This is a genomic window from Pseudomonas sp. CNPSo 3701 (assembly GCF_028674975.1).
In the GTDB taxonomy this organism is placed as follows: Bacteria; Pseudomonadota; Gammaproteobacteria; order Pseudomonadales; family Pseudomonadaceae; genus Aquipseudomonas; species Aquipseudomonas straminea.
The window spans coordinates 394,686-408,210 of record NZ_JAQZSI010000003.1 but is presented as its reverse complement, the minus strand read 5'-3'; the positions used below and the strand labels follow the sequence as shown (position 1 = coordinate 408,210).

Annotated in this window: 8 protein-coding genes; 2 read left to right on the top strand and 6 right to left on the bottom strand. The window is 66.5% G+C overall.

Features of this window, described 5'->3' with window-relative positions; all coding sequences use genetic code 11:
- Positions 1 to 60: 60 nt before the first annotated feature.
- Complete coding sequence (locus PVA39_RS11080) at positions 61 to 639, top strand: Maf family protein (protein ID WP_274124105.1); 579 nt, start codon at positions 61 to 63, stop codon at positions 637 to 639.
- A 145-nt stretch (positions 640 to 784) separates the two neighbouring features.
- On the opposite strand, the gene recD is transcribed toward PVA39_RS11080, so the two are convergent.
- From recD to PVA39_RS11060, 4 genes are all read right to left on the bottom strand, one after another.
- Positions 785 to 2,824, bottom strand: a complete 2,040-nt coding sequence (gene recD / locus PVA39_RS11075; RefSeq protein ID WP_274124104.1) for an exodeoxyribonuclease V subunit alpha — start codon at positions 2,822 to 2,824, stop codon at positions 785 to 787.
- Positions 2,821 to 6,471: an exodeoxyribonuclease V subunit beta gene (gene recB, locus PVA39_RS11070; protein ID WP_274124103.1), complete on the bottom strand. Its 3,651-nt coding sequence runs from the start codon at positions 6,469 to 6,471 to the stop codon at positions 2,821 to 2,823. The genes recD and recB overlap by 4 nt, the downstream gene beginning before the upstream one ends.
- The gene (gene recC / locus PVA39_RS11065; RefSeq protein WP_274124102.1) at positions 6,468 to 9,920 is read right to left on the bottom strand and encodes an exodeoxyribonuclease V subunit gamma; all 3,453 of its coding nucleotides are present in this window, start codon (positions 9,918 to 9,920) and stop codon (positions 6,468 to 6,470) included. The genes recB and recC overlap by 4 nt, the downstream gene beginning before the upstream one ends.
- 93 nt (positions 9,921 to 10,013) lie before the next feature.
- The gene (locus PVA39_RS11060) at positions 10,014 to 10,487 is read right to left on the bottom strand and encodes a winged helix-turn-helix transcriptional regulator (RefSeq protein WP_274124101.1); all 474 of its coding nucleotides are present in this window, start codon (positions 10,485 to 10,487) and stop codon (positions 10,014 to 10,016) included.
- A 262-nt stretch (positions 10,488 to 10,749) separates the two neighbouring features.
- Here PVA39_RS11060 and PVA39_RS11055 point away from each other — a divergent pair, with 262 nt between their 5' ends.
- A complete protein-coding gene (locus tag PVA39_RS11055) occupies positions 10,750 to 11,934 on the top strand; it encodes an MFS transporter (protein ID WP_274124282.1) in 1,185 nt (394 codons plus the stop codon).
- Between the two features lie 15 nt (positions 11,935 to 11,949).
- Here the strand turns inward: PVA39_RS11055 and PVA39_RS11050 are convergent, their stop codons facing one another.
- Together PVA39_RS11050 and PVA39_RS11045 are read right to left on the bottom strand one after the other, a co-directional pair.
- Positions 11,950 to 12,726, bottom strand: a complete 777-nt coding sequence (locus PVA39_RS11050; protein WP_274124100.1) for a hypothetical protein — start codon at positions 12,724 to 12,726, stop codon at positions 11,950 to 11,952.
- Between the two features lie 181 nt (positions 12,727 to 12,907).
- A complete protein-coding gene (locus PVA39_RS11045) occupies positions 12,908 to 13,465 on the bottom strand; it encodes an ankyrin repeat domain-containing protein (RefSeq protein ID WP_274124099.1) in 558 nt (185 codons plus the stop codon).
- Positions 13,466 to 13,525: the final 60 nt, after the last annotated feature.

The window sequence follows — 13,525 nt, the reverse complement described above, 5'->3', positions numbered from 1 at the left end:
TGTCCAGGCCCTTTGCCGACGACTAGAATCGGCGCTCCGTTTCGCACGAGGTCAATGCCCATGTTGCCCCTGGTTCTCGCTTCCAGCTCCCCCTATCGCCGTGAGCTGCTGAGCCGCCTGCGCCAGCCCTTCGAATGGGCCGCGCCAAGTATCGACGAGTCGCGCCAGGATGGCGAGCCAGCCGAAGAGCTGGTGCGCCGCCTGGCCCGGGAAAAGGCCGCGGCATTGGCGGGGCGATTCGGCGCTCACCTGATCATCGGTTCTGACCAGGTGGCCGTGCTCGACGGTCAGGTGCTCGGCAAGCCCCACGGTTTTGAGCGCGCCCATGCCCAGCTCAGCGCCGCCAGCGGCAAGAGCGTGACCTTTCTCACCGGCCTGGCCCTGCTCGACAGCAGCAGCGGCGCCTGCCAGGTCGACTGCGTTCCTTATACCGTACATTTTCGCCCCCTGGATGCCGAGCAGATCACCCGTTACCTGCAGGCCGAAGAACCGTACGACTGCGCCGGCAGTTTCAAGGCCGAAGGCCTGGGCATCAGCCTGTTTCGCCGAACCGAAGGCAGCGACGTCAACAGCCTGATCGGCTTGCCGCTGATTCGTCTGGTGGAAATGCTCGACGAGGTTGGAGTGAAGGTGCCCTGAGTTGATAGCTGCTGGTTGATGGGCTGCCGCCCATCCTACGACCTGACTCATCTATTTAATTGTGGGAGCGGGCCATGCCCGCGAATCGGGCGCATGGCGCCCTCCCACATTTGATAGATCCGCAGGATGAATCGGAGCCAACCCATCAATCAATATATGCATCCCCAACCAACCGCTCCCACAGCCCACTGCGCCTTTCGACTCGCCGCCCAATGGCCGCTTCGAAAATACCGGCACGGCTCTCGATCAGGCTGAAGCAATCCCGGGCGCGGGTGATGCCGGTGTACACCAGCTCCTTGGTCAGCACCGGGTTGAGGGTATCCGGCAGCACCAGGGCGCAATGGGCGAATTCAGAGCCCTGGGATTTGTGCACGGTCATGGCGAACACGGTTTCCACCGCGCCCAGGCGGCTGGGCAGGATCGAGCGCAGCTCGCCCGAACCATCGTTGCGTGGGAACACCACGCGCAGCGCTGAGCGCAATGGGCCACCCGCCTCCAGCGCCGGCTCGGGCAAACGCAGGGCGATGCCGATGTCGCCGTTCATCAGGCCCAGGCCATAATCGTTACGGGTGACCAGCACCGGCCGCCCTTCGTACCAGCCATGCTCCTGCTCGATCAGGCCACGCTGCAGCAACGCACGGGCGATACGCCCGTTGAGCGCCTCGACGCCCCAGGGCCCCTTGCGCACCGCACAGAGCAACTGAAAGCGATCGAAGGCCGCCAGCACCGCGGCAGTCCAGCCGCTCCAGCGCTCGTCGCCGTCGGTCAAGCCTGGGCGCTGCTCATGCAGCACGTTCAAGTAATCCGCATAGCCCACTGCCCGCCCCTCACCGCCGGGCAAGCCATCGAGCAGAAGGCGTTCGAAGGCACGATCCTGCTCGCCGGCAAGGCGCAACTGGTGCAGGCCCGCCCCGCCACCTGCCAGCACCTCACGGGCCTCCAGGGCTGCACCGCGATTCACCGCCAGGGCCAGGCGGCCGATACCCGAGCCCCCGGCAAAGCGCCGGGAATGGCGGAGCATCACGATGTGCTGCGACAACGCCTGCTCGCCCGGCTGCAGCCCTGCTCCCTCGATACGTTCGCCGGTCTGCTGCGCCAACCAGGCGCGGGTGGCCTCGCTGTAGCTGCCGGCTTCAGCGTCGCGGCACAGATCACCAAGTACCGCCCCCGCCTCCACCGAGGCCAGCTGATCCTTGTCGCCGAGCAGGATCAACCGCGCATGCATCGGCAGCGCGTCGAGCAGGTTGGCCATCATTTCCAGGTCGATCATCGAGGCTTCGTCGACCACCAGCACATCCAGCGGCAGCGGGTTGGCCGCATGGTGACGGAAATGACGGCTGTCCGGACGACTGCCCAGCAGGCGGTGCAGCGTGGTGACGGTATTGGGAATCTGCTCGCGCACCTGCTCGCTGACCGGCAGGGTCGCCACCTGGCCGCCGATGGACTCGGTCAGCCGCGCCGCCGCCTTGCCGGTAGGCGCGGCCAGGCTCAGGCGCAGCGGCGCACCGTGATCCAGCGCGGCGGCCTGCAGCAGCGCCAGAAGGCGCACCACGGTCGTGGTCTTGCCGGTACCAGGGCCGCCGGTGATCAGCGTGAAGCGCCCCCGCGCCGCCAGGGCGCAGGCCAGTTTCTGCCAGTCGGTGAAGCGCTGGCCATCGAGCTGCAATGGCTCGGGGAACAACACGGCCAGGCGCTGAGCGAGATCGGCCGGCGCATCGCCCGCCGCCTGCAGGCGCTCGCCAATATCCTCGGCGACGCTGCGCTCGTAATCCCAGTAGCGGCGCAGGTACAGGCAGGTGCCGCGCAGCACCAGCGGCGCGACTTCATCTTCGGCATCACGCAGCAAGGCGCTGCCGGCACAGGCTGCCAGCCAGGTGCTCGCACTCAGGCCGGCCAGCACCTCGGAGGGCAGCAGGCTGACGCCCTCGGCGTCCTCGCCTTCCGGTGGCAGCGACAGCGCCGAATCCGGATCGGCCAGGGTGGTCTGCAGGTCGAGGCACACATGGCCCTGGCCCAGCTGATGACTGGCCAGCGCCGCCGCCAGCAACAGCAACGGCGTTGCCTGGGGGTCCAGCTCGGCGAAGAAATACGCCAGGGTACGATCCAGTTCGCGCAGCCAGCCGCGCTCGCTCCAGGCGGCGAGCAGCTCGAACAGCGCGTCGCGGTTTTCCAACATCGGCGTCATGCCGGCTCCTCCACCGGCTCGCCGAGAAACAGCGCGTCCAGCCTTTCGATCAGCGCCCGCTGCGGCCGTGCCAGGTACTGCCCTGCACCAGGCGCACGCAGGAACAGGTACAGCGCGCCGCCCATATGGGTGTCGTAGTCATAGTCGGTCAGGCGCAGCCGCAAATGACGATGCAGGGCCAGCACGTAGAGCACGTACTGCAGATCGTAGCGATGGCTGGCCACCGCGGCGTGCATCGCCTCATTGGTATAAGCCTGTTCGTCGGCGCCGAGCCAGTTGGACTTGTAGTCGACCACGTAGTAACGCCCCTCATGCTCGAACACCAGATCGATAAAGCCCTTGAACATGCCGTTCAATGTGTCCGGACTGAGCACGGGCCGCGCCACACCCGGCATCTCGAAACGCTGCACTAAGGCATCCAGGCGCAGCACGTCGACCCGGCGGGCCTCGAACCAGAACTCGAGCTCCGCCTGGTATTCGCTCAACTGCGCCAGACTCACCGCGCTTCCATTGCCGAGCGACAGGGGCTGCACCAGCAGGCCCTGCAGCCACAGCCACAGCGGCTCGATCCAGGTTTCCAGGCCACGCCGCTGGCAGCGCCGCGCCAGGTGTTCGCGCAGCACATCCGGCGCCGCGGCCATGGCCGCGAAACCTTCGGCAGCGGCGATCTCCAGCAGGCCATGAAGGAAGGTGCCGGGGTTGGGCCCGCGGGGAAAACGATGCAGCCCTTGGGCAGAGACTGGAATCTGCTCCAGCGCCAGGGCCGGATCCTCGTCGTCGCTGGCGATCTGCACGGCCGAACTATCCGGGGAAACGTCGTCGTGGCGATCCACCGGGTGGCGATCCACGGCGCTAGCCTCGCCCTCCTCCATGCGCAACGCACTGTAAGAGGCGATCCACCAGTGTTCGGCGGCGCGCCGTGCCGGGGTACGCCAATGGGGCTCGAAAGCGTCGGCGTCCTGGGCGCGATAGGCCTGGTCGCTGGCTTCGGGTGCAGGCAACGCCACGCAGCGCGGCGGATCGGCCAGCGGGCTGAGCCAGTCGGTCAGTTGCGCGCTCTGCGCCAGGGGCTGGCCTGCGCCGAGCAGGTAACCCAGGGCGCTCTGGTGCAGGCGCGAGGTTTTGGCGGTACCGATCTTCAGGTCGGCGATACCCAACCAGCAGGCGTGTCGCGCCCGGGTCAGCGCCACGTAAAGCAGGCGCAGGTCTTCGCCGAGGCGCTCGCGCTCGGCCTTTTCCAGGCTTTCTTCATCGGGCTTGAGCAGCAAACGGCGGCGTTCGCCGTCGTGAACCTGCACCGGCTTCTTGTCGTCCAGCGGGCGGAACGAACAGATGAAGGGCAGGAACACCAGCGGGTACTCCAGGCCCTTGGATTTGTGGATGGTCACCACGCGCACCAGGGCATCGTCGCTTTCCAGGCGCAGCACCTGTTCCTCAGCCGCCTGACCGCGCCCGGCCAGGCAGTCGCCCAAATGGCGGATCAGCGCCAATTCGCCGTCCAACTCGGCAGCGGCCAGCTGCAGCAATTCGGCCAGGTGCAGCAGATTGGTCAGCACCCGCTCGCCATCGGCGCGGCTCATCAGCCGTTGCGGCAGGCCGAAATCCTGCAGCAACTGGCGCAGCATCGGCAGCACGCCCTGGCGCTGCCAACGCTGGCGGTAACCACGGAACTGCATGACCCGCGCCTCCCAGAAGCGCTCGTCGAGATTCAATTGCTCCAGTTCGGAAAGGCTCAGGCCCAGGGTCGAGCTGGCCAGCGCCGCACGCAGGGGGCGGTCCTGATCGGGCTCGGCGCAGGCACGCAGCCACAGCAGCAGATCGTGGGCCTCGACCGTGGCGTACACCGAATCCTTGTCGGACAGGTACACGCTGCGCACCCCGCGGGCCGCCAGCTCGCCGCGAATCGCCTGGGCTTCCTTGAAATCGCGCACCAGCACGGCGATATCGCTGGGGCGCAGAGCCGTCAGTTCGTCGCACTTGAGAAAGCCGGCGCGCTGCTGCTGGCCGAGCACCAGCAGGCGGACGATTTCGCTCGCCGCGCTGGCGGCCAGAGCGTCCAGATAACGCCCCTTGGCGACCGCTTCCTCGCTGGGCAGGTGCCAGAGATTGAGCGCCGGCTGCACCTGGCCCTCCACCGTCCAGACTTCCTTGCGGCCCTGGGCACCGACCGCGATGAACGGCAGGTCGTCACGCAGCAGAAAGGCGCCCTGCCCGCCTTCACGGGCCTCGGCCCGCTCGAACAAGCCGTTGACCGCCGCGACCATGGCCTCGCTGGAGCGGAAGTTGGTGTCCAGGTTGTAGTGCCGTCCGGTCGTGGCCCGGCGAGCGCGCAGATAGGTGTGGATGTCCGCGCCGCGGAACGAGTAGATGGCCTGCTTGGGGTCGCCGATCATGAACAGGCCGCAGTCGTCGCGGTTGGCCTCGACCTGATACAGGGTGTCGAAGATGCGGTATTGCAGCGGGTCGGTGTCCTGGAATTCGTCGATCAGCGCCACCGGGAACTGCTGGCGAATCACCTCGGCCAGACGCGGGCCGCTGTCGCCCTGCAGGGCGTCGTCCAGGCGGGTGAGCATGTCGTCGAAGCCCATCTCGGCACGCTGACGTTTCTCGCGATCGAAGCGCTGGCGAATCCACGCGGCGGCGTGGCGCAGTGCGGCCTCGCCCGGTGCCGGCAAGGCGTCGAGCTCACGCTTGAGCGTGGCCATGGCCTCCAGCGCCGGATGCGCGGGCGGCGAGCCGACCTTCCAGACCTCGGCCAGGCCGTCCGGGGTCAGGCGGGTGAAGCCGGTGCCGATATCCAGCACCTCGTCGTCGCCATCGGCCCAGGCGCGCAGCTTGTCGAGCCAGGGGTTGTAATAGCGCGCCTGCAACTTACGGGCATCGACCTGTTTCTCTGCAGCGGCATGCTCGAGCAGGCCCTGCAAGGCATCGGCCCAGGCGCTCCAGGGTTCCTTGAGTGCCTGCAGTGCGCGCTGGCGGTCACGCAGGGTGCCGTCGAGCAGATCGCCCAACGCCAGGGCTGCGCCGTCGTCCTGCTCGCCAAGCAGCGGGCGAATGCGCTGGCCTAGCGCGTCCGGCGCACCCCAGTTTTCCGCCACCCAATCCAGGGCCAGGCCCTGCAGCGGATAGCAGTGCTGACGCCAATAGTCGCGCACCACTTCGGCGAGCAACTCGCTGTGGTCGGTTTCCAAGGTCTGGCTGAACAGGCTGCCACTGTCGAAGGCGTGCTCGCGCAGCATCCGCTGGCACCAGCCGTGGATGGTCGACACCGCCGCCTCGTCCATCCACTGCGCCGCCAGCTCCAGGCGCCGGGCGCATTCGGGCCACTCGGTCGAGGCGAAGTCGGCCTTGAGGGTGGCCAACAGGGCGTCGCCTTCAGCATCCCCGCGAAACACCGTGGCCGCTTCCACCAGGCGCGCGCGGATGCGGTCCCGCAGCTCGCGAGTGGCGGCATCGGTAAAGGTCACCACGAGGATCTGCGGCGGCAGCAGCGGCTCGCGAAAGGCTGCGTCGCCACCGTGACGCAGGATCAGGCGCAGGTACAGCGCCGAAATGGTGTAGGTCTTGCCGGTGCCGGCGCTGGCCTCGATCAGGCGGCTGCCATGCAGCGGAAAACTGAGCGCCAAGGGGCGTGCTGGCTGGCTCATGGCTGATCATCCTTGAGTTCGCTGGTCGCCGCCTCGAATAGCGACTGGTAGAGCACCGCACCCCAGCGGGCGAACTGGCCGTCGCCCAGCAAGGCGTCGAAATCCGGGTACTGGCGGGCCAGGCTGGCGCACTGCTGCACTTCGCCAGTGGTGGTGTGACCGTCGCCTTCGTAGACCTTGCGCGCAGCCTCCGCGGCCTTGTCTTCATCCTCGCTCTTGTCGAGCTGGGCGAACCAGGCCGCGACCGTTCTGATCGCCACAGGCAGCGGCGCCTGCATGCCAGCGGCGTAGGCGTCCAGCCACTGGCGCAGCAGGTGGTCGGCATCGGCCTGGCTCAGCGGTTCGAAGGCCAGGTGCACATCTTCGGCGACCAGCAGCGTGGTCAGCGGATGACCACAGGCAGCGGCCGCCACATGGCAAACCCAGGGCCTGAGCAAACGGTGCCACTTGTAGGAACGATCCTTGCGCTTCAACCCGCCAGGCTGCAGCTCCAGCCGCGCCATGGCGTCGCCGGCCGCGTACAGATCGCCGAGCCAGTCCTCAAGCGCGAGATCGCCATGGGCGAAGCTCAGGCGCAGCGGCGATGGCAAGCGTTCGGGCCAGCGCGCCAACAGCGCGGCATAGCCCTTCAACTGTGCCGGCAGTGGTTCGAGCAATTGCGCGCGCAAACGCTCACCGAAGCCGGCCACCGGCAGCAGGCCACTGCGCTGGATACGCCGCGCGGCCCGCTCGAGTGCTATATCGACAGGCTGGTTTTCCTGCAGGGCCAGCGCGGCAGCCTGCAGCAGCGCCTGCTGGATCTGGTGGCGCTGCAGGCCATCGAGGGCAAAGGGCTCGGCATCCAGCTCGGCCTGTTCGGCTTCGTCCAGGTGCACCTTGAGGCGCGCGGTGAAGAACTGCTTCACCGGGTCACGCAGGAAGCGTTGCAGGGTTTCCAGATTCAGCGCGTCGTCCACGACGAATGCGCCCAACGGCTGCTCGTTGGCCTGGGCCAGCGGCGCACGGTGGGAGGCGGCCCATTCGTGCACGTAACTGAACAGCGGCCCGTCGGCGGAAAAATAGCGGCGGCTGAAGGGTTGCAGCGGGTGCTCGGTGGTCAGGGCATGCAGCAGGTCGCCGCCGCCCACCAGGCGCCAGGCGCTGGCCAGGTGATCACGCAGTTGGCCGATCAGCACCGACGGCGGTCGCTCGGTATTGTCGCGGATGCTGCGCCCGACCCAGCTGATATACAGGCGCTCGCGCACCGCCAGCAGCGCTTCGAGCAGCAGGTAGCGGTCGTCCTCGCGGCGCGAGCGGTCGCCGGGGCGGTAGTCGCCGCCCATCAGGTCGAAGTCCAGCGGCGCCTGGCTGCGCGGGTAGTCACCATCGTTCATGCCCAGCAGGCAAAGATGACGGAACGGAATGGCGCGCATCGGCATCAGCGTGCAGACGTTCACCGCGCCGGCCAAAAAGCGTTGGCTGAGCCCGCCTTGATCCAGCCCACCGAGCCAGGCTTCACGCACCACGGCCAGCGGCAGGGCTTCCTCCAGGCTGGCTGCGTCGCACAGCTCCAGCCAACCCTCCAGGGCATCCTGGGCCTGGTTGCGCAGCACTTCGTCGCGTTCGTCCTGGGGCAGGAAGAAGTCGTCCAGCAGCGCCCGCAGGCGCTCGCCCCAGATTACCGGCAGCAGGGTTTCGGCGAGGCTGTCGCCATGCAGTTCCAGCGCATCCAGCAGCCGGGTCAGCGGGCCGATCAGCGCAGCATCCAGGCCGCCGATTTCGTCGAAAGGCTCGATGCCCGCCCGTGCGCCGGCACCACCCACGGCGTAGCCGAGCAGCATGCGGCGCAAACCGAAGCGCCAGCTGTTCTGTTCCAGCCCGGCGCCCAGGCCGAGGCCTTCGCGCTGTTCGGCATCCAGCCCCCAGCGCACACCGGCGCCTTCCAGCCAGCGGCGCAGCAGCGGCAACTGGTCATCGCCGATGGCGAAACGCGCACGCACGGCGGCCACATCGAGCAGATCGAGAATCTCACTGACGCTGAAGCGGCTGTCCGGCAGGCGCAGCAAGTGTTCCAGGGCAATCACCAGCGGCTCCTTGCCGCGCAGCCCCTGGTCCGCCAGGGTGAAGGGAATGAAACGCGGATCGTCGCTGCCGAATTGGCCGAATACCGCGCGGATATGCGCGGCATAGGTGTTGACGTCCGGCACCATGACGATGATGTCGCGCGGGCGCAGGGTCGGGTCTGCGCTGAACGCCGCCAATAGCTGATCGTGCAGCACCTCCACTTCGCGCTGGGCGCTGTGGGCGACGTGAAAACGCAGCGAGTGATCCTTCTCCGGATCGACCGCAGGCCAGTGGGTGCGACTTTCATCGACCGGGCGCAGGTCGAGAATGTCGTTGTGCAACTGGCCAAGCAGCGTGTCTTCGCTCATCGCGCTGAACAGGTCGATGCGCTCGAACTGCTCGCGGTAGCGCTGCGGTTCGTCGTACTGGTCGAGCAGGTTGATGTAGTCGCGGCCCTGCTTGCCCCAGGAGGCCAGCAGCGGCTGACCATGCTGATGCAGCTCCTCGACCTCGAACAGCCCTAGCTGGCCGACCTGCCCCGACTGGCCGCCGGCCTTGCGTTGCTGCCGACGGTATTCGTGGCGCAGCAGGTCCTTGTCTTCGACGATATCGCCCCAGTGGTGCTGGGACGGGTTGTGCACGTAGAGCATCACCTGGCTGAAACGCGCCATGGCCGCCAGCGCTTCGAGCATCTGCGCCGGCAGCGAGGAGATGCCGAACACCGTGACCCGCCGCGGCAGGCCACGCGGTGGCGTATCCAGCTCGGCCAGTCTGGCGACGAAGCGCGGATGCACCCCGGCGCGGCTCTGGGACAGATGCTCTTCGCCGACATCGGCCAACAGCGTGCGCCACAACAGCGGCTGCCACAACGCGGTGTCTTCGAGGGGCTTCACACCGCCGCGGGCGTTACGCAGTTGATCATGCCCTTCGGCCCAGTCCGCCAGCCAGTCGGCGCGGTACACCTGGTACTGGTCGAACAGGTCGGCCAGGCGCTCGGCCAGTTGGTGACGCTTGCGAAGGTCGGCGTCGTCGGCGAGAAAGCGTCGCAGCGGCGCGAAACAGGGCTCGTCGAGCAGGCTCGGCAACAGGCGCATCAGCCGCCAGGTTAAAGGCGCCTTGTCCAGCGGCGACTGCTGGGGAATCGCCTCGCTACCCAGCACCGTGCGGTACGCCTGCCACAGAAAGCGCGCCGGAAGGCTCACATCGGTGGCCGCCGCGATGCCGCAGCCGTCCTGCTCGGCCAGCGCCAGCTTGAGCCACTGGGCGATGCCGTTGCTCTGTACCAGCAGCACCTCGTTCTCCAGCGGGCGCAGCGGATAGCGACGCATCCACTCCACCGCCAGGGCGCGTAGCTCCTCGAGGCGGTTGCCATGGATGACGATCAGACCGGGGTTAAGCGCCGACATGCAGAATTCCTGAGAACAGAATCAGACGGCGAATAATGACAGAGCATGGCGACGAGGTGTGTCGCCAATACTCGATCTCCTTGCCAGCCCCTCTCATGATTCGCTTGGCGACGCGGTCGATACGGGCAGCTTGATCACGCAGGTATCCGCGGCAGCCAGCGGCTGGCCGTCACCTCGGGTCGGCAACAGCCTGGCGACGGGCTTGCCCGAGCTGCGCTCGACCAGCTTGGAGTGGGCCTCGCCCTTCTCGAACAGCTGCTCCTCACCCCACTGCCGCATGGCCACCAGCAGCGGAAACAGCGACTCACCCCGCGACGTCAGCACATAGTCCTGGTAGGCGGAGCCGTCTGATGCCGGTACGGCTTCGAGAATGCCGGCCTGCTCCAGCGCCCGCAGGCGATCGGCGAGGATGTTGCGCGCGATTCCCAGGCTGGCCTGGAAAGCGCCGAAGCGCCGCACGCCATCGAAGGCATCGCGGATGATCAACAGGCACCAGCGGTCGCCCACCAGATCGACGGCGCGCGCCACCGGGCACGGAGAGTCATCGAGGCGTTTGCGTTTGGCCATGTGGGCGCGTCCTTGAAAACCTGCCGGTAAAGATCCGGCAATCGTCTGGTTGCACTTTAAAACGTCTTTGCAGGGGATTGAAGCGCGATTGACCGCTCGGAGTATCTCGCCATGGAGGGAGAGCCTGCTCACCTCTCGTTTGCCAGAACCCCCACAGCCGAAACGCAACGGCTTCTAGTTGCAAATCAAAACCTAAAACCCTAGCCTTATCTGGTTTTAAAATAAAACTAGAAAGGTCATCGAGATGCCTCCCACTACAGCCGTGCCTGCCGCTAGTTCACGTCTGCCGCGCGCCCTGGTCATGCTGCTAGCCTGCGCGGCCGGTCTTAGCGTTGCCAACGTGTACTACGCGCAGCCATTGCTCGATGCACTGGCCCGCGATTTCGCAATCAGCCAGGCCGCCGTTGGTGGTGTCATAACCGCAACGCAGATCGGCTGCGCAATTGCGCTGCTGCTCCTGGTGCCGCTCGGCGACCGAGTGGAAAGACGCCGTCTGATGCTGCTGCAACTGGCTGCGCTCATAGCAGCACTTTTATGCGTTGCAGCGGCGCCGACGCCCGCCCTGCTGCTGGTCGGCATGCTCGCAGTCGGGCTGGTCGGTACGGCCATGACCCAGGGGCTGATCGCCTACGCCGCAGCGGCCACCAGCGATAGCGAGCGCGGCCGGGTGGTCGGCACGACACAAGGTGGTGTGCTCGTCGGCCTGCTACTCGCTCGGGTCATGGCCGGCGGGGTTGCCGACCTGGCAGGCTGGCGCAGCGTTTACCTGACTTCGGCAGCAGTGATGGGCGGCCTGGCACTGGCCCTCTGGCGATACCTGCCGGCTCAGCCGCTTTCATCTGAGGCACCTCGTTACGGGCAACTGCTTCTATCGTTACTGACCCTCCTCGCCCGTCAGCGCACGCTGCAGGTACGCGGCGTGCTGGCACTGCTGATGTTCGCCGTGTTCAACGTGTTCTGGACGGCCATCGTGCTGCTCTTGAGCGCACCGCCGCACAATCTTTCGCAAACCGCCATCGGCGCACTGGGGCTGGTCGGCCTGCTCGGCGCGCTGGCGGCGGCGCGGGCCGGACACTGGGCGGACAAAGGCCTGGGCCAACGCACCACCGGCTATGCCCTGCTCCTGTTGCTGACCTCCTGGCTGCCGCTGTGGTTCGCGCCGGCATCGTTCGGCGCGCTGCTGCTGGGCATCCTGCTGCTGGATATGGCCGGCCAGGCCATTCACGTCACCAACCAGAGCCTGATTTTCGCCACACAGCCGGCAGCTCACTCGCGGCTGGTCAGCGGCTACATGCTCTTCTATGCCGTGGGCAGCGGTTTGGGTGCGATCAGCTCAACTTCGGTGTATGCCGCGCTTGGCTGGAACGGGGTCTGCGTGCTGGGTGCAACGCTGAGCCTGGCGGGCCTCGGGCTCTGGCGGATGACGCTACGCCTGGCAGCGCACTAACGGGGCGCGGGCCAGCTAGCCGACATCCTTGCGCGTGGTGCGCTCGTTGCTGATCCGCGCGCGGCGGAAATTCCAGCCCAGAAGCAGCCGCGAGGCCAGGTTGTCGCGGCTGTGGGGTTCGCCGTAGTGCAAAAGCACCGTGGAGCGCAGCGCCTTGGGGTCGCAGGGCTCGTTGGCGTGCAGCGAGCGGTAGCCCCAGAAGAAATAGGCGTTGCCGGGCACGATCTTGATGGTGATCGGTTTCAGCCAGCCGCGCTTGACCGCGAAGGTGACCAGCTTCTGGGTCAGAGTGTTCTGCATCAGGGCCTTCTCCAGAATGTTGAAGTACAGATTGGAGCGGATGTTGCGCAGGTTGGGGAAGAAGATGAAGTCGCCGCAGCAACGGCCCTCGGTGGGCGTGACCAGCGGGATCAACGCCGTCAGCGCCGCGGCGTCGTAGTGAAAGTAGTAGGACTCGCGCTTGCCAGTCAGCCCCTGCAGGCAGCGCAGCGCCGGAAAGATATCCGGCGAGCGCGGCGGCTGGCCGATGCCGCCCTGATAGATCCGCCGGAACAGATCCTTGACCTGGGGCGAGACGCTCATCTGCTCGAAGATGCTGCCCTTCACGGCGTCCAGCCCCTGCAGCGCGAAGTACTCGTGCTCGTGGCGCGCCACTTCGTGGTGGACGTGGGCGCGTGCGACCTGCAGCTGCTCGTCAGTGAGAAATCCTTCGATAACGGCATACCCCTGTCGCTCCATGTCGTGGAGCAAGCGCGGTACCACCTGCGGGTCGGCTTTGGCGAAGTCGGGCATCGGGCGGCGTCCTTAGCTGATGGCGGCAGTCAGGCTAATGCAGGCTCATGCAGAACCTTTTTTCGGAGTTACCTATAGTTGCTACAGGTTCTCGCTTTGTAGCCTTTTGAATGCCGCTCACCGGCTTTGGCGCGCACTTCTGACGAATGGGTACTGGCCAGAAGATGGCCAGGCCCGTCAGTCAGGGCTGTTTGGCCGACCACTGTGTGCGGATATCGCCCTTCTCCAGATTACTCGCAGTATTTCCGAAAGCGTCTTCAGCCTTGAGGTCGGCCCCCTTACCCGCCAGCGCATTAAGCATCTCGGTACGTTTGAACAGCGCTGCATACATGGCGGCCGTCTGTCCATTGCCGTTACGCTGGTCCGGGCTGCAATCAGCGTCGAGCAGGCGCCGGGCGATACGCACTTCGCCCTTGAAGATCGCCCCCATCAACGCCGTGTTGCCACGCTGATCCTGAGCACAGGCATCGGCGCCTGCAGCCAGCAAACGCTCCACCGCGTCGCGATGGCCGTGGTAGGCCGCCAGGATCAACGCGGTATAGCCCTTCTCGTCTGCCGTATTGAGGTCGTAGCCGGCAGCGATGAACTCGTCGAGCATCGCCACATTGCCCTCACGGGCCGCCTGGAAGTAGTAATCGCGCAATTGCGCCTGGACGCGCTCGGCATCCGGCGCCGGCGTATCGGCCAGCAACGGCGCGGCGATGCCAAGCGCCACAACGAAACAGAAATTACGCAGCATGCAATCCTCCCCAGCGGCCTTGCGCCGCGTTTGGTGGTGACGTGCGGCTCGCCTGAGCCG